The 24,769-nt window shown below is 69.7% G+C and carries 18 protein-coding genes; 14 read left to right on the top strand and 4 right to left on the bottom strand.

Annotated features, from left to right (window positions below; translation table 11 throughout):
- Positions 1–93: 93 nt before the first annotated feature.
- Complete coding sequence (locus tag AB0D34_RS13465) at positions 94–3,003, top strand: vitamin B12-dependent ribonucleotide reductase (protein ID WP_362660960.1); 2,910 nt, start codon at positions 94–96, stop codon at positions 3,001–3,003.
- A 143-nt stretch (positions 3,004–3,146) separates the two neighbouring features.
- Complete coding sequence (locus AB0D34_RS13460) at positions 3,147–3,854, top strand: DUF6215 domain-containing protein (protein ID WP_362660958.1); 708 nt, start codon at positions 3,147–3,149, stop codon at positions 3,852–3,854.
- Positions 3,855–3,858: 4 nt separating this feature from the next.
- Here AB0D34_RS13460 and AB0D34_RS13455 read toward each other — a convergent pair whose 3' ends face one another.
- Positions 3,859–4,383 carry a TerD family protein gene (locus AB0D34_RS13455; protein WP_362660956.1) on the bottom strand — a complete coding sequence of 175 codons (525 nt, stop codon included), beginning with the start codon at positions 4,381–4,383 and terminating at the stop codon, positions 3,859–3,861.
- A 148-nt stretch (positions 4,384–4,531) separates the two neighbouring features.
- On the opposite strand from AB0D34_RS13455, the gene AB0D34_RS13450 reads away from it, so the two are divergent.
- The 3 genes from AB0D34_RS13450 to AB0D34_RS13440 all read left to right on the top strand — a co-directional run bounded on the left by AB0D34_RS13450 (position 4,532) and on the right by AB0D34_RS13440 (position 6,834).
- Complete coding sequence (locus tag AB0D34_RS13450; protein WP_362660954.1) at positions 4,532–5,137, top strand: YdbC family protein; 606 nt, start codon at positions 4,532–4,534, stop codon at positions 5,135–5,137.
- A 119-nt stretch (positions 5,138–5,256) separates the two neighbouring features.
- Positions 5,257–5,916: a histidine phosphatase family protein gene (locus tag AB0D34_RS13445; RefSeq protein WP_362660952.1), complete on the top strand. Its 660-nt coding sequence runs from the start codon at positions 5,257–5,259 to the stop codon at positions 5,914–5,916.
- A 12-nt stretch (positions 5,917–5,928) separates the two neighbouring features.
- Positions 5,929–6,834: an ADP-ribosylglycohydrolase family protein gene (locus AB0D34_RS13440; protein WP_362660950.1), complete on the top strand. Its 906-nt coding sequence runs from the start codon at positions 5,929–5,931 to the stop codon at positions 6,832–6,834.
- A gap of 259 nt (positions 6,835–7,093) precedes the next feature.
- Here the strand turns inward: AB0D34_RS13440 and AB0D34_RS13435 are convergent, their stop codons facing one another.
- Positions 7,094–8,641 (bottom strand): MFS transporter, encoded by a 1,548-nt coding sequence (locus tag AB0D34_RS13435; RefSeq protein ID WP_362660948.1) that lies wholly within the window; start codon positions 8,639–8,641, stop codon positions 7,094–7,096.
- 187 nt (positions 8,642–8,828) lie between these two features.
- Between AB0D34_RS13435 and AB0D34_RS13430 the strand changes: the two genes are divergently transcribed.
- From AB0D34_RS13430 to AB0D34_RS13420, 3 genes are all read left to right on the top strand, one after another.
- The gene (locus tag AB0D34_RS13430; protein ID WP_362660946.1) at positions 8,829–9,452 is read left to right on the top strand and encodes a TetR/AcrR family transcriptional regulator; all 624 of its coding nucleotides are present in this window, start codon (positions 8,829–8,831) and stop codon (positions 9,450–9,452) included.
- Between the two features lie 81 nt (positions 9,453–9,533).
- The gene (locus tag AB0D34_RS13425) at positions 9,534–10,235 is read left to right on the top strand and encodes a ribonuclease HII (RefSeq protein WP_362660944.1); all 702 of its coding nucleotides are present in this window, start codon (positions 9,534–9,536) and stop codon (positions 10,233–10,235) included.
- Between the two features lie 68 nt (positions 10,236–10,303).
- Positions 10,304–10,963 carry a hypothetical protein gene (locus AB0D34_RS13420; protein ID WP_362660942.1) on the top strand — a complete coding sequence of 220 codons (660 nt, stop codon included), beginning with the start codon at positions 10,304–10,306 and terminating at the stop codon, positions 10,961–10,963.
- 243 nt (positions 10,964–11,206) lie between these two features.
- On the opposite strand, the gene AB0D34_RS13415 is transcribed toward AB0D34_RS13420, so the two are convergent.
- Both AB0D34_RS13415 and AB0D34_RS13410 read right to left on the bottom strand, forming a co-directional pair.
- Positions 11,207–11,839 carry a hypothetical protein gene (locus tag AB0D34_RS13415; RefSeq protein ID WP_362660941.1) on the bottom strand — a complete coding sequence of 211 codons (633 nt, stop codon included), beginning with the start codon at positions 11,837–11,839 and terminating at the stop codon, positions 11,207–11,209.
- A 283-nt stretch (positions 11,840–12,122) separates the two neighbouring features.
- Complete coding sequence (locus AB0D34_RS13410; RefSeq protein ID WP_362660939.1) at positions 12,123–14,294, bottom strand: RecQ family ATP-dependent DNA helicase; 2,172 nt, start codon at positions 14,292–14,294, stop codon at positions 12,123–12,125.
- A gap of 141 nt (positions 14,295–14,435) precedes the next feature.
- Here AB0D34_RS13410 and AB0D34_RS13405 point away from each other — a divergent pair, with 141 nt between their 5' ends.
- The 6 genes from AB0D34_RS13405 to AB0D34_RS13380 all read left to right on the top strand — a co-directional run bounded on the left by AB0D34_RS13405 (position 14,436) and on the right by AB0D34_RS13380 (position 24,762).
- Positions 14,436–16,112, top strand: a complete 1,677-nt coding sequence (locus tag AB0D34_RS13405) for a DUF4192 family protein (protein WP_362660937.1) — start codon at positions 14,436–14,438, stop codon at positions 16,110–16,112.
- A gap of 788 nt (positions 16,113–16,900) precedes the next feature.
- On the top strand, positions 16,901–18,811 hold the full coding sequence (locus AB0D34_RS13400) for a glycogen debranching N-terminal domain-containing protein (protein WP_362660935.1): 1,911 nt from the start codon (positions 16,901–16,903) through the stop codon (positions 18,809–18,811).
- A gap of 130 nt (positions 18,812–18,941) precedes the next feature.
- Positions 18,942–19,700: an NUDIX hydrolase gene (locus AB0D34_RS13395; RefSeq protein WP_362660933.1), complete on the top strand. Its 759-nt coding sequence runs from the start codon at positions 18,942–18,944 to the stop codon at positions 19,698–19,700.
- A 40-nt stretch (positions 19,701–19,740) separates the two neighbouring features.
- On the top strand, positions 19,741–21,744 hold the full coding sequence (locus AB0D34_RS13390) for an ABC transporter ATP-binding protein (protein ID WP_362660931.1): 2,004 nt from the start codon (positions 19,741–19,743) through the stop codon (positions 21,742–21,744).
- 162 nt (positions 21,745–21,906) lie between these two features.
- Entirely contained in the window at positions 21,907–22,794 is an 888-nt protein-coding gene (locus tag AB0D34_RS13385) for a FadR/GntR family transcriptional regulator (protein ID WP_362660929.1), read from the top strand.
- A 426-nt stretch (positions 22,795–23,220) separates the two neighbouring features.
- The gene (locus AB0D34_RS13380; protein ID WP_362660927.1) at positions 23,221–24,762 is read left to right on the top strand and encodes an RNA polymerase sigma factor; all 1,542 of its coding nucleotides are present in this window, start codon (positions 23,221–23,223) and stop codon (positions 24,760–24,762) included.
- Positions 24,763–24,769: the final 7 nt, after the last annotated feature.

Here is a 24,769-nt window from a genome sequence, read left to right as displayed (position 1 = left end):
GGAGCGAGTGGGCGCCCGCAACACCAGACAGAACACCGTGCCACGGGAACATCGGGGCACTTCAGGGCGTTTTAGCCCGTACAGGGAGGCGGCATGACAGAGACGGCGAGCGGTCCGGCACGGAGTTCCCGCGCCAAGGGCACCAAGGCGGCAGCGAACAAGGGCCTGCGCGTCGAGCGCATCCACACCACTCCCGGCGTACACCCGTACGACGAGGTGGCCTGGGAGCGCCGTGACGTCGTCATGACCAACTGGCGCGACGGCTCGGTGAACTTCGAGCAGCGCGGCGTCGAGTTCCCCGACTTCTGGTCGGTGAACGCGGTCAACATCGTCACCAGCAAGTACTTCCGCGGTGCCGTCGGCACCCCGCAGCGAGAGACCGGCCTCAAGCAGCTGATCGACCGCATCGTGAAGACGTACCGGAAGGCCGGCGAGGACTACAAGTACTTCGCCTCGCCCGCCGATGCCGAGATCTTCGAGCACGAGCTGGCGTACGCCCTTCTGCACCAGATCTTCAGCTTCAACAGCCCCGTGTGGTTCAACGTGGGTACGCCCCAGCCGCAGCAGGTCTCCGCCTGCTTCATCCTGGCCGTCGACGACTCCATGGAGTCGATCCTCGACTGGTACAAGGAAGAGGGCATGATCTTCAAGGGCGGCTCCGGCGCCGGCCTGAACCTCTCCCGCATCCGCTCCTCCAAGGAACTGCTGTCCTCGGGCGGCAACGCCTCCGGTCCCGTCTCCTTCATGCGCGGTGCCGACGCCTCCGCAGGAACGATCAAGTCGGGTGGCGCCACACGTCGCGCCGCCAAGATGGTCATCCTCGACGTCGACCACCCCGACATCGAGGACTTCATCGAGACCAAGGTGAAGGAGGAGGAGAAGATCCGCGCCCTGCGCGACGCGGGCTTCGACATGGACCTGGGCGGCGACGACATCACGTCCGTCCAGTACCAGAACGCCAACAACTCGGTCCGTGTGAACGACACGTTCATGAAGGCCGTCGAGACGGGCGGCAAGTTCGGCCTGACGTCCCGTATGACCGGCGAGGTCATCGAAGAGGTCGACGCCAAGGCGCTGTTCCACAAGATGGCAGAGGCGGCCTGGGCATGCGCCGACCCGGGCATCCAGTACGACGACACCATCAACCACTGGCACACCTGCCCGGAGTCCGGCCGTATCAACGGCTCGAACCCCTGCAGCGAGTACATGCACCTGGACAACACGTCCTGCAACCTCGCCTCGCTGAACCTGATGAAGTTCCTGAAGGACGACGGCAAGGGCAAGCAGTCCTTCGAGGTCGAGCGTTTCGCCAAGGTCGTCGAGCTCGTCATCACCGCGATGGACATCTCCATCTGCTTCGCGGACTTCCCGACCCAGAAGATCGGCGAGAACACGCGCGCGTTCCGCCAGCTCGGCATCGGCTACGCCAACCTCGGTGCCCTGCTGATGGCGACCGGCCACGCGTACGACTCGGACGGTGGCCGCGCGCTCGCCGGTTCCATCACCTCCCTGATGACCGGCACCTCGTACAGGCGTTCCGCCGAACTCGCCGCGGTCGTCGGCCCGTACGACGGCTACGCCCGCAACGCGCAGCCGCATCTGCGGGTCATGAAGCAGCACTCCGACGAGAACACCAAGGCCGTTCGCATGGACGACCTGGACACGCCGATCTGGGCCGCCGCCACGGAGGCCTGGCAGGACGTGCTGCGTCTCGGTGAGAAGAACGGTTTCCGTAACGCCCAGGCGTCCGTCATCGCTCCGACCGGCACCATCGGTCTCGCGATGTCCTGCGACACCACCGGTCTTGAGCCCGACCTGGCGCTGGTCAAGTTCAAGAAGCTGGTCGGTGGCGGCTCGATGCAGATCGTCAACGGCACCGTTCCGCAGGCCCTGCGTCGCCTGGGCTACCAGGAGGAGCAGATCGAGGCGATCGTCGCCCACATCGCCGAGAGCGGCAATGTGATCGACGCTCCGGGCCTCAAGCACGAGCACTACGAGGTCTTCGACTGCGCCATGGGCGAGCGCTCCATCTCCGCGATGGGCCACGTCCGCATGATGGCCGCGATCCAGCCCTGGATCTCCGGCGCGCTCTCCAAGACCGTCAACCTGCCGGAGACGGCGACGGTCGAGGACGTCGAAGAGGTCTACTTCGAGGCCTGGAAGATGGGCGTCAAGGCGCTCGCCATCTACCGCGACAACTGCAAGGTCGGCCAGCCCCTCTCCGCGAAGACCAAGGAGAAGGAGAAGTCCGCGGCCGACGCTGTCACGGAGAAGGCCGAGGCGACCATCCGCGAGACGGTCGAGAAGGTCATCGAGTACCGCCCGGTCCGCAAGCGCCTCCCGAAGGGCCGTCCCGGCATCACGACGTCCTTCACCGTCGGTGGCGCCGAGGGCTACATGACCGCCAACTCCTACCCGGACGACGGTCTCGGCGAGGTCTTCCTGAAGATGTCCAAGCAGGGCTCCACCCTCGCGGGCATGATGGACGCCTTCTCGATCGCCGTCTCGGTGGGTCTCCAGTACGGCGTGCCGCTGGAGACGTACGTCTCGAAGTTCACCAACATGCGCTTCGAGCCGGCCGGCATGACGGACGACCCGGACGTGCGGATGGCGCAGTCGATCGTCGACTACATCTTCCGTCGCCTGGCGCTGGACTTCCTGCCCTTCGAGACTCGCTCCGCGCTCGGCATCCACTCCGCGGAGGAGCGCCAGCGACACCTGGAGACCGGCTCCTACGAGCCGTCGGACGACGAGGTCGACGTCGAGGGCCTGGCCCAGTCGGCACCGCGTGCCCAGGAGCTCAAGGCCGTCGCCACTCCCAAGGCCGAGGTCGAGGCGGCCAAGCCCGCCCCGAAGCAGGCTCACACCAGCGCCGAGCTGGTGGAGATGCAGCTGGGCATCCAGGCCGACGCCCCGCTGTGCTTCTCCTGCGGTACGAAGATGCAGCGGGCCGGTTCCTGCTACATCTGCGAGGGCTGCGGCTCGACCAGCGGTTGCAGCTGACGCTGAACTAGCCGCGTAGGGCGATGCGGTCGGGACACCGACCGCACCGCCCTTGGTCTTTTCCGTATCTCCACGCGACGATCACACGCTAGGCTCCCTCAGCGCAGGTCCGACGCGAAGAGCAGGGTGGGGCCACGGGGGACATGAGCGACCAGCAGATCGTCGGTGCCGCGACGAGCGCCGAGAGGCCCGAGAAGGGCATGAACGAGTGGGGCCAGGCGCTGCTGGCCCTGGTGGTGGCCGGGGGTCTCGCCGCCTTTCTGTTGTCAGGGACCTTTCAGCAGAAGTCCAGTGACCCCGAACCTGCCGTGTGCGAGGCATCGGACGACGCCCGGCCGTCGAGGCCCGTCTCCGGGGTGCAGCTGTGCACGGCGTTGAACCGCGTGGACCTGCCCACGCTGCTCGGCACACCGACCGAGTACGCGATGACCGCCAGCGGCAAAGAGAGCATGAGCAAGTGGGCCGACGGCGCCAGGACCGTCACACCCGAGGCGGAGATCCAGCTGGCCACCTACTCCGTCAAGCTCTCCACGTCCGACGACGACATCCCGGTGGCCGAGATGGCCGACTTCCTCGGAAGTTCGGTGCAGAACCGGACGATAGGCGGGCACCCGGCGGTCCTCTACTCGAGCCGGACCATCGCCCTCGAGTTCAACCTCGGCGGTGGCAAGGTCGACACCGGTCCCGGCGGGATCGCCCGCAGCCTGCTGGTCGCCAAGGGCACCAAGGACGGCGGCGGCTACTACGAGGTCTCCATATGGCGCCAGGACGACGTCTTGCCCGATGATTTCGCCCTGACGCGCGTCGCCGAGACGGTGCTGCCGACGATCCCAGGCTGGACCGCCGGCTGACACCTCACGCCCGACCCATGCTCCTGGTGAACGTCGCAGGGTCGTCCTCGAAGCCGCTGATCCCGGGATGGAAGTCCCAGGTGCCGGATTCCTGCCGGACGAACTCCCCGACCGTCGCAGCCGTCGCGCCGAGGACGCCGCCGAAGTCGTCCTCGGCCAGGACCGTGTAGCCCTCACGGATCCGCAGGGCCGGGTTGATCACACCGACGAAGGTGCGGCGCCCGGAGCGCTGCTGTATGACGGTGCCGACCACCACGCGCGTGTACCGGGCGTCCAGACGGTCGAGTTCGAGGGTCATGACCTCGTCCCAGCCGAAGCCCTTGCCGTCCTTGCTGTCCCGGTTGAGATAGATGGTGCCGTCGGGGGAGCGGCTGTCGAAGTGCACCACATAGGCGGGATCGCCGTGTGGATCACCCGCCATATAGGTCGCGGCGACGATGTCCAGGTCGGTGGCCGGCTGCCCCGCCGGACTCGGATCCCACTTGAGCGCGACTTCGACCTTGCGGATCCCCTTGTTGATGCCGCTCACCAGACGTCCCCTTCCCCCTGTGTCCACGGCCCGAACTGCCGGTCAGGCAAGACCGGTTGTCCATCCTGCCATGCGTGTCTGTCAGTTGTGGGTCGGCTCTGCCGCCGAGCGTGACCGGCGCCACGCTCCGTGGCCTTACCATGGCGCGGTGCTGGTCAAGTGGATTCGCTGCACCGTGGTGGACCGCCGCGGCTTCGAGCGGGGGCAGCGAAAGTGGGCGGGGCTTCTGGGAGAGCCGGGGTTTCGGGGACAGGGCGGAGGCTGGAGCCGGGGGCGGCAGGGCGTGGCGCACATCTTTTCCTTCTGGGAGAGCCGTTCCTTCTACGACTCCTTCATGGCGCGTTCCCACGACCGGCTCGCGGCGGCCCAGTCGGGCACGTTCAAGGACATCCAGGTCAAGCTGTTCGACTACCGCTTCGACGTGAAGACGGGCTTCGAGCCCCGCTTCACCGACGCAGACCTGGTGCGCTTCGCCCACTGCCGCGTCCACGAGGAACGGGCTGAACACTTCACCCTGATGCAAGAGAAGGTCTGGAACCCAGCGATGGCGGGGTCGCCCGGCATGATCCGTGGACTTTTCGGCGAGGCTCCCGGGCACGAGTTCCTGGTGCTCTCCATGTGGCGGTCGGCCGCGGAGCACGGCAAATACCGCACCGAACGAGTGGAACGACTCGCCCTGCGTGCCCAGACGGATGCCGACGTCGCAGCCCTCACGGGCGACCTCGTGGACCTCGAACCGGCCTGGACAGTTTGAGATCCGAACCTGCGGTACGTGTTCCTCCCTGCGGTTCGTGGTGCGGAAACTGTGTGACCTACGCCGTATGGAGCCCGTACGAGTGCTCGATACGGGTCCACTCGATCTAGGGTTTTGGCATGGCACGACCACGGCGCATCGTCCTTGTCCGGCACGGGGAGTCAACGGGCAATGTTGATGACACCGTCTATGAACGCGAGCCCGACCATGCTCTGGCCCTGACGGAGCAGGGCTGGCGGCAGGCAGAGGAGACCGGTAAACGGCTGCGTGAGGTGTTCGGCCGTGAACGCGTCAGTGTGTACGTCTCTCCTTACCGCCGTACACATGAGACGCTCCGCGCCTTCCATCTGGATCCCGAGCTCATACGGGTGCGGGAGGAGCCCCGGCTGCGGGAGCAGGACTGGGGAAACTGGCAGGACCGGGACGACGTACGTCTCCAGAAGGCGTACCGGGACGCCTACGGGCACTTTTTCTACCGGTTCGCCCAGGGTGAGTCCGGGGCCGACGTGTACGACCGGGTCGGCGGCTTCCTGGAGAGTCTGTTCCGCAGCTTCGAGGCGCCCGACCATCCCCCGAACGTCCTGATCGTCACGCACGGTCTGGCCATGCGGCTGTTCTGCATGCGCTGGTTCCACTGGACGGTCGCGGAATTCGAGTCACTGTCGAATCCGGGGAACGCGGAGATGAGGATGCTCGTTCTCGGGGACGACGACAAGTACGCGCTTGACCGGCCCTTCGAACGCTGGCGAGACCCGGAATCGTACGGGAGTACCGGCTAGAGTGGCACTTCGATGACCGCTGACTCCTCTCCCGAAGGGCGCTTGGACCGCGCTCTGGCAAGCCTGCGTGGCTTGGCCGTCGGGGACGCGCTGGGCTCGCAGTTTTTCGTGCCAGTGAACTACCCCTTGCTGAAGAACCGTGAGCTGCCTCCCGACCACTGGCAGTGGACGGACGACACCGAGATGGCCTGCTCCGTGGTGGCCGTCCTGGCCGCCCACCGCCGCATCGACCAGGACGCCCTGGCCCACTCCTTCGCTCATCACCACGACTTCGACCGGGGCTACGGCCCGGCCGTCAACCGCCTGCTGCGGCTGGTCAGGGAGGGCGGTGACTGGCGCGAGCTCGCGGCGGCCCTCTTCAACGGGCAGGGCTCCTGGGGCAACGGCGCCGCGATGCGCATCCCGCCCCTCGGCGCGTACTACGCGGACGACCCGGAGCAGGCGACCCACCAGGCCGAGATCTCCGCCTACCCCACGCATCAGCACCGTGAGGCGGTCGTCGGCGCCATGGCGGTCGCCGCGGCCGCCGCTCTGGCCGCCGACCCCGGCGGTCCGCCCAGCCCTGGTGCACTTCTCGACGGTGTCATCGCGCTCGTCCCGAGGAGCGCCGTCGGAGCGGGGCTGCGGCGGGCCCGGGACATGCTCGACTACGGCGACGCCTCCACCGTGGCGGCCGTGCTGGGCTGTGGGCGCCGCACGACGGCCCACGACACGGTGCCGTTCGCGCTCTGGTCGGCCGCCAGGTCCCTGGGCGACTACGAAGAGGCGTTCTGGACGACCGCTCAGGTCGGCGGCGACGTGGACACGACCTGCGCCATCGTGGGCGGTGTGCTCGCCGGCGGGAAGGCCGGGGCACCGCCCGCCGAGTGGGTGGAGCGGACCGAGGTCTATCCGGAGTGGTTGCGGGCCGCGGTCTGACAAGTCCGCCGAAACTCTCTGTGCATGCCGGGAACTCTGCGTGACGGTGCGTGCGTTGTCGTGGCAGTTGCTGTGTGGCCGAAGGGTCGCCATACGCGGAAGTCGCGCGAGAGACGCAGGGGGTGTGGCCATGGGGCTGTTGTCGGCGCTCGCCGTGTTGTTGTCGGTGGTTGCGCTACGGATGGCCGGGCCGCTGTCCTCGCTGTCGGTCCCCCGACCTCGGCCCGGCCGTCCGCGGTTCAACGTGAGCCCGGCTCGATCAGCCGAGGCCCGGCCCCGCCGTGCCGGCGAGCGCCTCCAGGTCGCTCTTGCGGACCTTGATCACCAACCAGGCGCTGGCCAGGGCGAGTACGGCCATGGAGGCAGCCGCGACGAAGCCCGTCGAGATGCCCTGGGCGAGCACCTCGTGTCCCCAGGGGGCGGGGAGCTGGTGTGTCCTCGCGAACTCCGCCTTCTGCTCGGGCGAGCCGTCGGACATGAATTTCGGCAGCTGCTTCTCCGCCTCGTCCTTGCTGGCCGACCCGAACACCGTCGTCAGGATGGACAGACCGAGCGAACCACCCACCTGCTGTGTGGCGTTGAGCAGCCCGGAGGCCGCACCGGCCTCGTGCTGGGCGACGCCGGAGACCGCCGTGATCGTCAGCGTCACGAAGTTCAGCCCCATGCCGAAGCCGAAGATCAGCATGGGGCCCAGGACTCCGCCGGCATAGGAGCTGTCGGAGCTGATGAGGGCCTGCCAGGCGAGCCCGATCACTGCGAGCGCCGAGCCCGTGAGCATGAACGGCTTGGGGCCGAGTACCGGCAGGAACCGCTGCGAGAGGCCTGCTCCGAGCGCGATCACGACGGTCACGGGCAGGAAGGCGAGTCCGGCCTCGATCGGGCTGTAGTCCAGTACGTTCTGGACGAAGAGCACGATGTAGAAGAACATCCCGAACATCGCGGCAGCGAGACTCAGCATGATCACGTACGTGCCCGAGCGATTCCGGTCGGCGAACATCCGCAGGGGAGTGATCGGCTCCTTGGCGCGCGATTCGATGAATGCGAAGGCGAGCAGGAGCACCACTGCGATGACGAACGACCCGATGGTCAGGCTGTCGCGCCAGCCCTCGTCGGCGGCACGGATGAAACCGTAGACGAGCAGGGCCATGCCTCCCGTGGAGGTCAGCGCGCCCGCGATGTCGAAGCGGCCCGTATGGCGCTCGGACTCGCTGATGTACAGCGGCGTCAGTACCGCGATCAGTACGCCGATCGGCACGTTGACGAAAAGCACCCATCGCCAGTCCAGCCATTCGGTGAGCATGCCTCCCGCCAGCAGGCCGATGGCACCGCCGCCCGCGGAGACCGCGGCGAAGACGCCGAAGGCGCGGTTCCGCTCGGGACCCTCGGGGAACGTGGTGGTGATCAGCGCCAGCGAAGTGGGCGAGGCGATCGCGCCGCCCACGCCCTGCAGGACGCGAGCGGCCAGCAGTTGCCAGGGCTCCTGGGCGAGTCCGCCGAGCAGCGAGGCGAAGGTGAACAGCAGGATGCCGGTCATGAAGACCCGGCGGCGCCCGAGGATGTCACCTGCCCGGCCGCCCAGGAGCAGCAGCCCGCCGAAGGTGAGCGTGTAGGCGCTGACGACCCATGTGAGGTCGGTCGTGCTGAACTTGAGGGCGTCTTGAATGTGCGGCAGCGCGATGTTCACAATCGTCGCGTCGAGGACCACCATGAGTTGGCAGGCCGCGATGACGGTGAGCGCAATGCCGGGACGTCCTTCCCGGCGGGCCGCACCCGGTTTCTGATCCTTGATCAACTGAGAGGTTGTCACTATGGGTCCCCCACGGGCGCTTTAGTGAACGGTGGCGTTCACTGTCGCTTCAACGGTAGTGAGTCCCCACTAGTGAACGCAAGCGTTCACTTAAGTTTGTCGGCGCGTGGCGTATCCCCCTATGTCGCCGCGCGGCGCTTGATTCGTCCCCCGAAATCCCGCTTCATTGTTCGCTGGAGACACTCAGATGGTTACCTCGCGCTGGACGGCCGCCCCCGCTCAGACGGCCTCCCTGCGTCGGCGTGGCGCCGTGCTGGAGCGTGCGATCCTGGACGCCGCACTGGAGCAGCTCAGTACGGTCGGCTGGAACGGCCTCACGATGGAGGGCGTCGCCGCCGGCGCCCAGACCGGCAAGGCCGCGGTCTATCGCCGCTGGCCGTCCAAGGAGGATCTGGTCGCGGATGCCCTCCGGGCGGGACTGCCGCGCTTCGAGGAGGCGCCCGATCTCGGAGCTGTGCGCGAGGATCTGCTCGAACTGTGCCGACAGGCGCGTGAGGCGATGTTCTCGCGCCCCGGCTTCGCGCTTCGCTCCGTCATTCACGAATGCGACCAGGTTCAGGCGGAACGCTTCCATGCGGTGATCTACAACGGGGTGGTGGAGCCGAGTGTCAAGCTCTTGCGCGAGATCATCACTCGTGGAATAGAGCGGGGCGAGGTGCGTCCTGACGCGGCGAGCGACTACGTCTTCGATGCCATCCCCGCCATGATGATGTATCGATCGAAGATGCGCGGCAGCGAATGGAGCGACCGTGATGTCGAAGAGATGATCGACCAGTTCATGCTGCCGCTGCTGCGGCCGAGCCATCCGTGACCGCTGCCCGTGGATGTTCCGGCACCGGCTGGGGAACCGGGGTGTCGCAGGGTGATCCAGGCGGCGTAGGCTAAGGGCGCCATGCCGTACGAACCGCCTACTCACGCCGTCGAGCGCTCTCTCCGCGCCACGACCGGAGCGAAGATCATTGCCGGCGTCGACGAGGTGGGGCGAGGTGCCTGGGCCGGCCCCGTCACCGTCTGCGCAGCGATCACCGGACTGCGCCGACCACCCCAGGGCCTCACTGACTCCAAGCTGCTCAGTGTCAAACGCCGCAACGAACTCGACGAGCAACTGCGGAAGTGGGTGACGTCGTACGCCCTGGGACACGCGACTCCGGAGGAGATCGACGACCTGGGGATGACGGCCGCCCTGCGGATCGCCGCCGTGCGCGCCCTGGAGGCGCTCCCGGTCCGCCCGGACGCGGTGATCCTCGACGGGAAGCACGACTATCTCGGGACGCCCTGGAAGGTCCGGACCGTGATCAAGGGCGACCGGTCCTGTGTGGCGGTCGCGGCGGCCTCAGTGATCGCCAAGGTTCAGCGCGACAAAATGATGGCCGAACTGGGTATCGACCATGCAGACTTCGGTTTCGCGGCCAATGCCGGGTATCCATCACCTGTGCACAAGGCCGCGTTGGAGGTGCGGGGCCCCACTCCGTACCACCGGTTGTCGTGGGCGTATCTTGATGCGCTGCCCCAGTGGCGGCACCTCAAGAAGGCCCGCAGCTGGGCGGACGGAAGCGTTCCGGAGATCGAGGGCCAGCTCGGCTTCGATTTCTGACGCCTACGCTCGCACTGATGTGCCACCCGCTGACGCGAGCCGTACCAACGTTTGATAAACATCAGCTCATGCCTCTCATTCCCGAGGAGCCTCAGATTCACGAGAGTGCCCAGGGTCCCCGCGCCACTCCGGCCAGCGGCCGCATCGCGCCGACCCCCCGTCCCGTACCCGGTCCACGTCCTGCGGCTCCGCCGCGCCCCGGTCGTCCCGGCCCGCTGCGGCCCGCGCCGCCGGTGCAACGTGCGCCGCACGACGTGGCCGTGGCCAAGCCCGGACTTCCGGGCCCCACCGCCCCCGCCGTCTCCGCTCCGACTCCGGCCACGGCTTCAGCTTCGGCGACCCCGCAGGTCCAGCTCATCCCGGCCTCGGCCGCCGGTGCGCTCGACGCTGCCGAGGAAGCCGTCGACCTTCTGCTGGACTCGGGCCGCGCCCCCGGTGACGTGCTGGTGATCACCACCGGTGAACAGCATCCGTGGGCCGCCCATGAACTGTCCTTCGGCGAGGACGCCTACTGGGCGCAGCACGACGCCGGTGACGACGTGTTCTACGCGGATGCCACCGCTGTTTCGCGTGCCGCGCCCCGTCCGGTGGTCGTGGTCGCCGTCAATGGCGGTTCTGCCGTCGCTGTTGCTGACGCTCTGCCCCTGGCCCACGCCCGGGCCGGAGCCCTGCTGATCGTCTGCGGCGACCCGCAGCAGATCAACTCGGTACTGGGCGCGGGAGTCTGAGCCCTTTCCGGTACGTCCGGGGGACACCGAGGGATGACGAAAGGTGCCGCCTGTGCGGCACCTGCACAGTGGGCATTTCCTCGTGCCCGCGTCGGCACGAGGTGCCCCACCCTCGGTTCACTCTGCCTTTCTCAGGGATGCGTTCGCCCGGCGCACAGGGTGCTGCCACGGCATCGGTGCCGGAACGGACCGTACGTCGGGGACGTACGGCCGGCGGACGTGGACCGAGCGGGGTCTCAGCTCTCAGCGAGCCGCTGCGCGGCGCAGGACCTCCGAGGCTGCGCCACCGGTGCGTGGCAGCAGTGGTGGCGACTCGGACGTGGCGAAGGGTTCCGGCGCGGAGTCCGCGTTCGGGCGGCGTCCGCCGCGTCCTTCGCCGAGCACCTGCCAGCCGTCACGTGTCAGCGTGATGTATGCCCCGCAGCGCAGCCCGTGCAGGGTGCAGGCGTCGCGCAGGCCCCACATCCAGGCTCCGTCCTCCTCCGTCCAACGCGCGTCGCCCTCACGGCAGTAGAGCAGCACCGCGGTGCGCACGGGGGTGCGGCGCCGCAGGTCGTGTGGGATCACCCGGCGCAGTTGGGCGAGCAGCGTGTTCCGGAACATCCAGCCGTCGGCCGGTGCATGGCGCCGTGTGAACGAGGCGCTCGCGCACAGCCGTTCATCCGGGTCGAGGACCGCCACGATCGCGGTCGCCGGTTTGGGACGGTGCCGGGAGTGCAGCCCACTGACGACCTCGCGCGGATTGCGCAGCAGTGGGATGCCGGCCTCGGCCCACTCGGCGGGTTCGAGCAGACGGGCGAGAGGGTTGGCGGATGCGGCGGACAGGTCGGCTGACGACGTGGACGCCGCGGAGGACGGAGCGAATCCGAAGGTCACGGTCCTCCCTTCGGCTACGCGCCCATACTTCGGGCGGGGTCGGATTCGGGGGAGCGCGCACCGCAGCAGAGCCCTACCGGTCCACGGACGAGCCGTGCGGGGAGCGGACCTCAATTCTTCCTGTCGAACTTGGTTGCGGCAACGAGCAATTGGGGCCACCGACCCGATTCATATGGTTCGTGGCTTATATCCCTACCCAGTGTTTTCCCGGTCGACGCATGAGGCCATCGGCCCCGGCTCTCAAAGGCTGCGCGGGAACGTGCGCGCGTTCTCCGGTGGCTGCTCAGCCTCGTACGGCCAGCACGAGAGGCAGCACCCCCTGGGCACCCGACCGCAACAGCAACCGGGCTGCGACCGCGAGGGTCCAGCCTGTCTCGGTCATGTCGTCGACGAGCAGCACGGGACCGCCGGCGGCCTGCAGCGCCTCCAGCAGGGGAGGCGGCACGGTGAGTGCGCCGTGTAGGGCGCGCAGACGCTGGGCGCTGTTGGAACGCGGCAGGGAGAGGTCGTCGGAGTGGGCGGTGTACGCGAGGGAGCCCAGGAGCGGGATGCGGCCGACCGCGGAGATCCGGCTCCCGAGCGAATGGACCAGCTGGGGCCGACTGCGTGAGGGCACGGTGACCACTCCGACCGGGCGGGCCGGTGCGTCCGGCGCGCCGGAGGCCCAGCCGTCGGGCGCCTTGGCCCAGTCGGCCAACACGGTCACGACGGCGTTCGCGACGTCGTCGGGGGCAGGGGCGTCCGGCGTCTGGGGTGCCAGCAACGGGCGCAGCCGGTTGCCCCAGCCGATGTCCGACAGCCGTCCGAGTGCCCGGCCCGGGGAAGCCTGTTCGCCGGGCGGAATACGGCCCTTGAGGTCGACGCCGATGGCCGGCAGCCCTGTGGGCCACATCCGGCGTGGCTCCACCACGACACCGGCGCGAGCCAGAGAGCCGCCCGCCGTGTCCAGGGCTGCCGGGGAGATGGCGGCGGTGAAACGGGGCCCGAGGCAGTTGTCGCAGCGGCCGCAGGGAGCCGCCTGTTCGTCGTCCAGTTGCCGACGGAGGAACTCCATGCGGCAGCCCGTGGTGTTCGCGTAGTCGCGCATGGCCTGCTGCTCATTGGCCCGCTGTTTCGCGACCCAGGTATACCGCTCGGTGTCGTACGACCAGGGCGTTCCGGTGGCGATCCAGCCGCCCTTGACCCGGTGGACCGCGCCGTCCACGTCCAGGACCTTGAGCATGATCTCCAGGCGCGTGCGGTTCAGCTCCACCAGCGGTTCGAGCGCGGGCAGCGACAACGGGCGGTCCGCGTGGGCGAGGGCGTCGAGCGTGCGCCGTACGGCCTCTTCGGGCGGGAATGCGACGGAGGCGAAGTAGGACCAGATCGCTTCGTCCTCACGGCCGGGCAGGAGCAGCACCTCGGCATGCTCGACGCCGCGTCCGGCACGGCCCACCTGCTGGTAGTAGGCGATGGGGGAGGACGGCGAGCCGACATGGACGACGAAGCCGAGGTCGGGCTTGTCGAATCCCATACCGAGCGCGGAGGTGGCCACCAGCGCCTTGACCTTGTTCGCGAGGAGGGCTTCCTCGGCCTGCTGGCGTTCGGCGTTCTCCGTCTTTCCCGTGTACGAGGTGACGGTGTGCCCGCACTGCCGCAGGAAGGCGGTGATCTCCTCGGCGGCGGCCACTGTGAGCGTGTAGATGATTCCGGAGCCCGGCAGGTCGTCCAGGTGATCGGCGAGCCAGGCCAACCGGTGGGCCGCGTCGGGTAGTTGAAGCACGCCGAGGCTGAGGCTCTCGCGGTCGAGTGGACCGCGCAGCACCAGCGCGTCCGAGCCGGTACCGGTGCCCAGCTGCTCCGCCACGTCCGCGGTGACCCGGGCATTGGCCGTGGCCGTGGTGGCGAGCACCGGTACGCCGGACGGCAGGTCGGTCAGCATGGTGCGCAGCCGACGGTAGTCGGGCCGGAAGTCGTGACCCCAGTCGGAGATGCAGTGCGCCTCGTCGACCACGAGGAGGCCGGTGGTGGCGGACAGTTCGGGCAGGACGTTGTCGCGGAAGTCGGGGTTGTTGAGCCGCTCGGGGCTCACGAGCAGCACGTCGACGGTGCCCGCGGCGACCTCGGCCCGGATGGTCTCCCACTCCTCGGGGTTGGAGGAGTTGATGGTCCGGGCGTGGATGCCCGCTCGAGCGGCGGCCTCGACCTGGTTGCGCATGAGCGCGAGCAGCGGAGAGACGATCACGGTCGGGCCGGCGCCGCGCTCACGCAGCAGCGCCGTCGCCACGAAGTACACCGCGGACTTGCCCCACCCCGTGCGCTGCACGACCAGGGCGCGGCGCTTGTCGGCGACCAGCGCCTCGATCGCCCGCCACTGGTCCTCGCGCAGTCGCGCCGATCCTGTGCCGTCCCCGACGAGCCGCGCGAGGATCCCGTCGGCAGCCTCGCGCAACTCCGCCTTGCTCGTGTGCGTCATGCCCCCATACAACAGGACGCCTCCGACACCGGGCCGCCACGGAAGCCGAGCTGTGGACAACGGGATCTTGCTTGTCGTGACCCTGATCGGACTTATCCACAGGCGCAAACGGAAGCTCGCGATCTGCGAGATCGTCTGCGCATGACGAATCACAGCGAAACGACCGGATCGGCAGCAAACGGCAACAATGGCGGACGCGGCGGCGGGCAGGACGGCGGAGACGCAGGGATCGGTGACCGCGTCGGATTCGAGGCACACGGCGCCGAACACCAGGTCACTCTGCGGACGCCGGGTGAACTGGCCGACGCTCTGCCGTACCTGCTCGGGTACCGGCCCGAGGACAGCATCGTTCTGGTCGCCCTGCACGACCGGGACGGACGCGGCCGGTTCGGCGGACGGGCCCGGCTCGGCATCCCCGCGAACAAGGACGACTGGGCGGCCGTGGCACGGCAGTTGGCCCACGGACTGATCACCGGGAGTGAGCGCAGGGGCGGCCGCCCCGAGCAGATGGTCGCCTACCTCTGCCAGGAACCGGCGGCCGGTGAGACCGGAAGGCAGATCACGGAACGGCTCGCCCCGCTGGCCGGGCTGCTGCGCACGGAGTGCGGCCGACTCGACGTTCCCGTGATCGAGGCATTGTGCATCTCCGACGGCCGCTATTGGTCGTACTGTTGTCCGAGCGGGGAATGCTGCCCCGTGGAGGGACTCCCGATGGGTCTGCCCGGCACATCCGTACTCGCCGCCGCGGCCACATACGCGGGGCTGCAGGTTCGCGGCACACTCCGCGAGTTGCGGGCCAGGCTGCAGCCCTGGGAGACCGCGGCCGCACTGGAGCAGGAAGTCGCTCTGGACACCGCAGGCATGGCCCTGCTCCCGAGGATGCTCGACCTGACGAGCCGGGCGGACGTCGCCGAGGAGACGGTCCGCCTGGCCAGGCGGACCATGAAGCGTTTCGGCGAGGCCCCGCCCGTGTCGGGCGCACTCCAGGCAGACCTGCGCGACGACGAACTGCTGGGGCACGACGAGGCAGCGGAACTCATTCTCGGCCTGCAGGACCGCACGACCCGGGACCGCGCGGCCGAATGGATGGAAGCGGAGGAGGCCGGGCCGGCCCTGCGGCTGTGGCGCGCACTGGCACGTCGGTGCGTCGGACCCTACGGCGAACACGCGGCGGCGCCGCTCACTCTGGCAGGTTGGGTCGCGTGGTCCGCCGGCGACGAGATCGAGGCCAGGGAAGCGCTGGCCATGGCGCTGGGCGCGGACCCCGGCTACCTCTTCGCCCGGCTCCTGCACCAGGCCTGCAACGAGGGTCTGGACCCGGAGTCGATCCGCCGCTGCCTGCGCGCGGAACGCGAAGGGCGTGAGGTGCGCGGGCGGGCGGTAGCCGCGGATTCCGCCGTCGCGGGGTGGAGCGAGGACATGGTCCGGTCGGACGCACCCGGTTCTGAAGGGAGTCAGGCGGTACCCCCGCCTGGAGCCGATCGGGCGCCGTCGGCGTGCGCGTCCCCTGCGGAAGGGGCAGCGCCGTCGTGCCCGACCGACACCGACGGGACGCAGGCCGCGCCAGCCACTGCGTCCCGTCGGCGTAAGCGGACACGTTCAGGTGCGCGCATCGATGGCCGGCCCCTTCTCATGGAAGCGGGACGGGATGCGGACCAGGACGGACGACCGTCCGGTGCGGAGGAATCCCGCCCGCGCTCTCGGTCGGGCGCCAGCACGCGTCCCGGCGCTGTCCGCCGACGCACCACCGGCAAGGACGACGCGCGCCACCCCGAGGGCACGCGGCCCGGGACCGGAGCCACCGAGGGGGAGGGATGAACGGCCGCTGGAAACGTGTCGCGCGCGGGTGGTCCCGCCTGTGCCGCCGGGGCACGATTCCGGGCCGCCGCCATGCGGTCGGCTTCCGCGGCTGTGGGCGTGACCCCGAGCAGGCCCGTCCCGTTCACCTGAGTGGCGGAACGCCTGACCGGGCCGTGCCGCCGTATCACCCTTGTCCTTCAGGAGCCCCGCACCGGGCGCCCAACACGCCCGAGCCGCGCAGAGAGCAGAGGAAGCGCCCCTTGCATCAGCCGACTCCGCCCTCCGCCGGCGACGGCCGTCCCGTCCTCGGCGGGCCTGCGACGGCCGGCAGAGGAAGCGCCGGTCCGCCCAAGCGGGCCACGGACACCGGGATGCCTGAGCCGAGGTTCCCCAACGGCACCCGGCGCACCTCGGCGGCCTCGGAGCACCGTCGGCACCCGACTCCGGAGCCGGACCGGTCGGACACCGTGCCCTCGGTGCCGTGGGGTGATGGGCCGTCTCCCTCGGAGCCGCGGAGGCGTGAGTTGTCTCCCTCGGAGTCGCGGGGCCGTGGGGTGTCTCCTGCGGAGTCGCGAAGCAGTGCCCCGTCCCCTTCGGCGTCTTGGGACCGCGGTCCGTCCCCCTCGGCCGAGTCCGCACGACGCCCGGCGACATCGACGGGCCAGGACTGGACTCCGCCTTCGACCGGGTCCCCCTTCTCCCGCCCGCCTTCACCTGCCCCGCCAGTGCCGCCACCGCAGGGTTCTTCCTCGGGCGGCCCCCACGGCCCCGCCGGCCTCCCCCCGGCGCACTCGGTTGTCATCTGTGTGGCGCTTCCGGGCCTGGCCATCTCCACGGACCAAGGGCAGTTGGGCGGTCAGGGGCTGGAAGGGTTCTACCGCTCGGGCCGGCGCGTGCTCTCCCGGTGTCAGGTCCGTGTCGCCGGCCGAGAACCGCTTCCGGTCCAGGCACGGCCGACCGCGGCAGACCGCGCACGCTTCGTGGCCACGGTGCGCGTGTCTCCGGGCGCGGGTCCGGACCCGGACGTCGTCGTCGAACGCACGCGCCATGCCGACGGGACGGAACGCATCACGTTGCACAGCGCTGTTGCCCGCCCGCTGCGGGTGCCGGTGGAGGTGGCACTCGGCACCGACCTGGCGGACCTGGGCGCGATCGCGTCGGGCCGGGCGGGGCCCGAACTGCCCGCGAGCGTCCACGACTCCGGCCTGCGCTGGTCCGCTGCGGTCGGCGGGGCTTCGGTCACGGCCGACCCGCCACCCACCGACGCGTTGGCTTCAGCGGGCCTGCTGCGCTGGGAGTTCGACCTGTCCCCCGGTGGTACGGCCCAGTTGGAGCTGCGCGTACGGCTGGACGGCGCCGGACCAGTCCGGGCCATGGGGCGAGCGGCTACCAACCCCCTGGCCGCCGCGCGTGCGACAGGCGACCACCCCGCTGTCCAGCCGCTCCTGCACACGAGCATCGAGGACCTCCAGGCGTTGCTGCTACGCGACCCGGCACACCCCACCGACACCCACCTCGCGGCCGGAGCCCCCTGGCGCTGCGGCCTGGCGCCGGCCGATGCACTCGTCGCGGCCAGGATGACGCTGCTGCTCGGCACCCGGCTCGCTGCAGGGACGCTCCGCACCCTCGCGCGCACCCAACTGCGGCGGCAGGACGGGCAGTCCGGCATGATTCCCGGGCCGCGACGGGACGCGGGCGCCCATCTCCCGGCCGGGTGCACGGGCACCGAGGCCACCCTGCTCTTCCCCGCACTGCTGGCCGAGGCGTTTCGATGGGGGCTCTCGCGGCAGGAGACGGAAGAGCTCCTTCCGACGGCCGAGCGTTGTCTGAGCTGGCTGCGGGCGGCCGTGGGGGAGGGGACGTACCTCTGCGACCCGCAGCCAGGAGGCCCGGTCCGCTGCGAGACGCAAGCCCATGCCCATCGCGCGGCCGTCCTCGGCGCCGATCTGCTCGACGCCTTCGGCAGACCGGGCGGCACGGTGCTCCGGCAGTGGGCCCGGCAACTGCGGACGGTCTTCCGTGAGGACTTCTGGGTGGACGACCGCGGCGGTGGCCGCCCGGCGGCCGCACGTGCCCCCGACGGACGTCTCGTACCGCAACTAGGGGCCACAGCGGTCCATCTCCTCGACACCGGTCTGCTGGGCGGCGGTGAGCAGGCGCCCGGGCTGCTCGACAGAGTGCAGACCGAACAACTCGCCCGGCTGTTCGGGAGCCCGGCTATGGACTCGGGCTGGGGGCTGCGCGGACTGGGCACCAAGGAGGCGGGATACAACCCGTTCGGCCACCGTTCCGGAGCCGTACGAGTCCACGAGACAGCGGTCGCCGTCGCGGGGCTGGCCGCCGCCGGGTACGAGAAGGAGGCAGGCTCGCTCCTGAGGGGGCTGCTGGCGGCGGCCGAGACCTTCGGCCACCGGCTCCCCGAGATGTACGCCGGTGAACAGCGCACCGACGGCAGCGCACCCCTCCCACACCCGGCGGCCTGCCGTCCCGCGGCCACGTCGGCTGCCGCTGGAGTCCTGCTGCTGAGCGCCCTCGCGGGAATCCGCCCCGACGCCCCGGCAGGGACCGTCACACTGCGCCCTGTGCGGAGCGCGCCTCTCGGAGAGATCGGTCTGACCGGGCTGAGGATCGCTGGGGCCCCGTTCTCTGTGCGGGTCAGCAGACTCGGCCTCGCCATGGTCGAGGAAGCCGCTGAAGGGCTGCAACTGGGCTCGTGACCCCTAAGGACACCGCATCCGGCAGTGGCCGGGACGGAGGGAAGGGACAGCTTCTTACCGCTGTGGATCAGCCACCGGTGCGGCCGACGAAGGGAGTGTTTATCGTCAGGCAGACGACTATGATCGCCGCATGCCCTACGACCCGTCAGCGTTTCCGCCCTTCGCCGTCACCGTGGACCTGGTCGTACTGACCGTGCGACGCCACGCCCTGTGTGCGCTCGCGGTGCGCAGGGGCGAGCCGCCGTTCCAGGGACGCTGGGCACTTCCCGGTGGCTTCGTGAGGGCCGACGAGGACCTGGCACAGGCAGCGGCCCGCGAGCTGGCCGAGGAGACCGGGCTGCGCGCCCACGACCCTGCCGTACCCGTGCAGGACAACGGAGCACACCTGGAACAGCTCGCGACCTACGGCGACCCCAAGCGTGATCCGCGGATGCGCGTGGTGAGCGTCGCGCACCTCGCCCTGGCCCCCGACCTGCCCGCACCGCGAGCGGGCGGCGACGCCAGCAACGCACGCTGGGCGCCCGTCGAGGAGCTGCTGCAGCAAGGCGGTTACGGCCGGGACGGGGAGCCGATTGCGCCACTCGCCTTCGACCATGCGCAGATCCTGGCGGACGGGGTGGAGCGCGCCCGTTCCAAGATCGAGTACTCCTCGCTGGCCACGGCGTTCTGTCCGCCCGAGTTCACCGTCGGCGAGCTGCGCCGCGTCTACGAGGCGGTGTGGGGCGTGGCACTGGACCCGCGCAACTTCCACCGCAAGGTGACCGGCACACCGGGCTTCCTGGTCCCCACCGGCGGTACGACCACACGACAGGGCGGCCGCCCTGCCCAGCTCTTCCGGGCCGGCGGCGCCACTCTTCTCAATCCTCCGATGCTGCGCCCCGAAGTGTGACGCGCCAGAAAAACGGACATAACGCGCTATCTTGCTGCGGGTGATCCAGGCCTTCGGACTGACCAGTATCTCCCGCAAGGACCTCCCGCCCGCGGTCGACGACGTGTCCTTCGAAGCCCTCGCGGGCCGCGTCACCGCGCTTCTTGGGGCGACGGGCGCAGGCAAGACCTCGGCGCTCAGACTGATGCTCGAACTCCAGCAGGGCCGTGGCATCACCTACTTCAGGGGGCGGCCGTTGCACCGCATCGCCCATCCCTCGCGTGAGGTCGGCGTACTCATGGGCGATGTGCCGGGCCATCCCGCGCGCACGGTCCGCGGCCATCTGCGCATGCTGTGCGCCGCGGCGGGCGTGCCGGTCCGGCGTGCCGACGAGGTGCTGGAAGTGGTGGGCCTCGTCAGCCTGCGCGACGAGCGGCTCGGCACCCTGTCGCGCGGCATGGACCGACGTCTGGGCCTGGCCTGCGTCCTGCTGTCGGACCCGCACACACTCGTCCTGGACGACCCCGCCGACGGGCTCTCCGGCCGTGAGAGCCAGTGGCTGCACGGCATGCTGCGAGCGCACGCCGCCCAGGGTGGCACCGTCCTGTTCACCACGGCCGAGCCCAAAGAGGCCGCGCGTGCCGCGGATCGCGTCGTCACGCTCGAACAGGGCAGACTCGTCGCCGATCAGGAGGCCGTGGAGTTCGCCCGCACCAGGCTGCGCCCCCGTGTCGCAGTGCGCACTCCTCACGCCACCCGCCTCGCCGCCCTGCTCGCGAAGGAGGCCCGCACGGCGCGTCGCTCCGTCGAAGTCGTCCAGGAGGGAGGCAACCGTCTGTACGTGTACGGCAGTACCTGTGCCGACATCGGCGAGACAGCCTTCCGCCATGGTGTGCTGGTCCACCAACTCGCCGACGAGACCGGGGACATGGGGCCGGGCGCGGGGCTACTTCCCGGCGAGGCCGCGCGGGCCGCCGCAGCCACGCCGACAGGTGTCACAGGGTCGAAACCATGCGATCTCCTCGATGGCGGTGAAACCGAGGTCGTCGGGACGGAGACCCGAAGCGGTCAGGAGGCCCATGACGGCCTGGAATCGCCGAGCGGTTCGGAGGTACGCGGCGACCGGGGCGCGCCCGCCAGTCCTAAAGCGCGCGACGAGCAGGCGCCACACAGGAGTCGGGCAAGCCATGGCGGCCCGGCGGCCGGAAGTGGTCGTGTCGTGTCGAATCCCGGCGGGGCCTCCAAAGCCCCCGCCCCCCTCCCCCCTCTCCCACCCCCCATCTCCGTCAGGTCCGCTCCCAGCCCCTTGCGTCCCCTGCGCTATGAACTGCGTCGCGCGGCAGGGATCGGCACCGGCTTCCTCGCCGGCGGCGCTGTCCTCGTCGTGTCCGCCCTCACCGCCGTACTCCTCGCACGAGTCGGTCACACTCCGCAGGCGCGCCTGCTGGCCGCGTGGCCCAGGGAGTTGCCGCTGCCCCCCGCTGCACTCGGGGCGGGCCTGCTGGGCGCGCTCGCGTTCGGCGATGAGTTCCGCCACCCCGCCCTGGCCGCGGACCGCGGCACCGTGCCCCGTCGGTTGGGGCTGCTCACCGCGAAACTCGTCGTCGCCGCGGCCACCGCGCTGCTGCTGGCCTTCCTCACGCTGGGCTGCGACGCCGAAGTGCTCTATCTCGTCTACGGACAGGAGCTCACGGAAGTTCCCGCCGACTGGTTGGCGCTGGGCGCGAGTTGGTTCGGGCTCGTGGTCGGGTGCGCCTGGGCCGGTGTCCTGGCCGCCGGCATCTTCCGGTCCACCACGGCCGGGCTCGCGGCGGTGGTCGCGGTGCCCGTCGTCGTCGTACCCCTCGTACAGAAAGCCCTGGAAGGAGCGTCCGTGCGAGCGGCAGCCGGGCTGCCCGCACGCGCGCGTGAGGTCCTCCTGTTGCAGTGGCCCTTCGGTGGAGAGCGCTATCTGGCCGGAGCGGTGCGTGTGATCGCCCAACCCGTGGGCGGCGCGCTGACGTTGTCGCTGACCGCCCTGCTCTGCGCATATCTGCTCACGACCCTGCGCAGCAGAGTCCGATGACGACCGTCCGGGCCCTTCCGGTCCCGACCTGTGCACAACTCCCCGACGAAAGCGCATTTCTTTCCGATAAGGCGTCAATTGCGACGGGGTGAGCGATCACCCTTTCGTGTGCTTTTCAGCAAAGACCTCAAGGGAGTTGGAAGCGACGCCGACAAAGGATCCGTGAGTACCCTTGCGCACACCATGATGACCGCCGCCCGCTCCGCCGACTCCGGTCTGGCCGGCCCGGGCGAACTCGACCGCTACCCCTACGGCGGGGCCCAAGCCGCCGACCGCGTCGGAGCCTCCGTCTGGGATGGCTCGGACCCGGAGCTGGGCCGCGTGGGCCGACGTGCCGCAGGCAGCCGCGGGCGCGGACTGCACGGCCAACTCGTCCAGCAGCTGGGCCAGATGATCGTCTCCGGTGACCTGGGAGCCGACCGGCCGCTGGTCCCGGAGGAGATCGGCCAGCGCTTCGAGGTCTCCCGTACCGTCGTCCGTGAGTCGCTCCGCGTCCTGGAGGCCAAGGGCCTGGTCAGCGCCCGGCCGAACGTGGGCACGCGCGTGCGTCCCGTCAGTGACTGGAACCTCCTGGACCCGGACATCATCGAGTGGCGGGCCTTCGGGCCGCAGCGCGACGACCAGCGCCGCGAGCTGAGCGAGCTGCGCTGGACGATCGAGCCGCTCGCCGCGCGGCTGGCCGCCGGGCACGGCCGTGAGGACATCCAGCAGCGTCTCGGCGACATGGTCGAGATCATGGGGCACGCCATGAGCCAGGGCGACGCGCTCACCTTCTCCCGGGCCGACGCCGAGTTCCACTCCCTGCTCATCCAGGTCGCGGGCAATCGCATGCTGGAGCATCTTTCCGGGATCGTTTCGGCCGCCCTTCAGGTCTCCGGAGGCCCGGTCACGGGCTGTGACCGGCCGACCGAGTCGTCGCTGGTGTATCACGGCCGGATCGTCGACGCCCTCGCCACCGGCGACGGAGCGGCCGCCGAGGCCGCCATGCGTCAGCTGCTCACCGTCCATCCCGAGGTCGAGCGCGTGGTGCCCGCGCCGCGCGAGCACTGACCGCACACCGCGGGCGGCGCGGCCGAGGATGTCCTTCCCCTCCTGCGGCATCGTTCGGCCGCCGAACCGCCACCGTCGGACCCCGCAGGATCACCGGTGATCCTGCGGGGTCCGACGGTGCGCGTGGTGACGGCACCCCGGGCATCGCTGGTCGGGACGGGCTGGTGACCTTCTATGTCCATGCCTGACCGTTTTTGGTCGCTTACGGGGTGTGACTCGGGCCACGCAGATTGGGCGTAACGCTCGTGGGAGCAGCGCGATGACCTAAGAGGTGACAGCCGCGGAGGGAATACGGACGCCGTTTCAGGCGCTGTGCATCTTCCCGGCCCCCCGCCCGCGCCGTCGGCCACTCCCAGGCCGGTGGTCGGCTCCTGTCCGCCGTGGACGGGGCCGGAAGCCGTTTTCCAACGTTCCGAGAGGTTGTTCGTGTCGGCCAGCACATCCCGTACGCTCCCGCCTGAGATCGCCGAGTCCGTCTCTGTCATGGCTCTCATTGAGCGGGGAAAGGCTGAGGGGCAGATCGCCGGCGATGACGTGCGTCGGGCCTTCGAAGCTGACCAGATTCCGGCCACTCAGTGGAAGAACGTACTGCGCAGCCTCAACCAGATCCTCGAGGAAGAGGGTGTGACGCTGATGGTCAGTGCCGCGGAGCCCAAGCGCACCCGAAAGAGCGTCGCAGCGAAGAGTCCGGCCAAGCGCACCGCCACCAAGACGGTCGCGGCGAAGACGGTGACCACGAAGAAGGCCACCGCCACCGCAACCCCGGCGGCTCCGGCCGCTGAGCCCGCCGTCGAAGGTGAAGCGCCCGCGAAGCCCGCCGCGAAGAAGGCGGTCGCCACCAAGAAGGCGGCCGCGAAGAAGACCGTCGCCACCAAGAAGACCGCGGCGGCGGCGAAGAAGACGACCGCCAAGAAGGACGACGCCGAGGCCGTCGAGGACGAGGTCCTCGAGGAGATCAAGCCCGGCGAAGAGGAAGAGGAGGGGGCCGAGAACAAGGGCTTCGTCCTCTCCGACGACGACGAGGACGACGCGCCTGCCCAGCAGGTCGCCGTGGCCGGTGCCACCGCCGACCCCGTCAAGGACTACCTCAAGCAGATCGGCAAGGTCCCGCTGCTCAACGCCGAGCAGGAGGTCGAGCTCGCCAAGCGCATCGAGGCCGGTCTGTTCGCCGAGGACAAGCTGGCCAACGCCGACAAGCTCGCGCCGAAGCTCAAGCGTGAGCTGGAGATCATCGCCGAGGACGGCCGCCGCGCCAAGAACCACCTGCTGGAGGCCAACCTCCGTCTGGTGGTCTCCCTGGCCAAGCGCTACACCGGCCGCGGCATGCTCTTCCTGGACCTCATCCAGGAGGGCAACCTCGGTCTGATCCGCGCGGTCGAGAAGTTCGACTACACCAAGGGCTACAAGTTCTCCACGTACGCCACCTGGTGGATCCGTCAGGCGATCACCCGCGCCATGGCCGACCAGGCCCGCACCATCCGTATCCCGGTGCACATGGTCGAGGTCATCAACAAGCTCGCGCGCGTGCAGCGTCAGATGCTCCAGGACCTGGGCCGCGAGCCCACTCCGGAGGAGCTGGCCAAGGAACTCGACATGACCCCCGAGAAGGTCATCGAGGTCCAGAAGTACGGCCGCGAGCCCATCTCCCTGCACACCCCGCTGGGCGAGGACGGCGACAGCGAGTTCGGTGACCTCATCGAGGACTCCGAGGCCGTCGTCCCGGCCGACGCGGTCAGCTTCACGCTCCTCCAGGAGCAGCTGCACTCCGTCCTCGACACCTTGTCCGAGCGCGAGGCGGGCGTCGTCTCGATGCGCTTCGGTCTCACCGACGGTCAGCCGAAGACCCTCGACGAGATCGGCAAGGTGTACGGCGTCACGCGCGAGCGCATCCGCCAGATCGAGTCGAAGACCATGTCGAAGCTGCGTCACCCGTCGCGTTCGCAGGTGCTGCGCGACTACCTCGACTAGGTCGTAG

It is taken from the genome of Streptomyces sp. NPDC048420 (genome assembly GCF_040651535.1).
GTDB lineage: Bacteria > Actinomycetota > Actinomycetes > Streptomycetales > Streptomycetaceae > Streptomyces.
The sequence above is the reverse complement of the archived record's forward strand: the minus strand, read 5'-3'. Positions and strand labels throughout refer to the sequence as shown.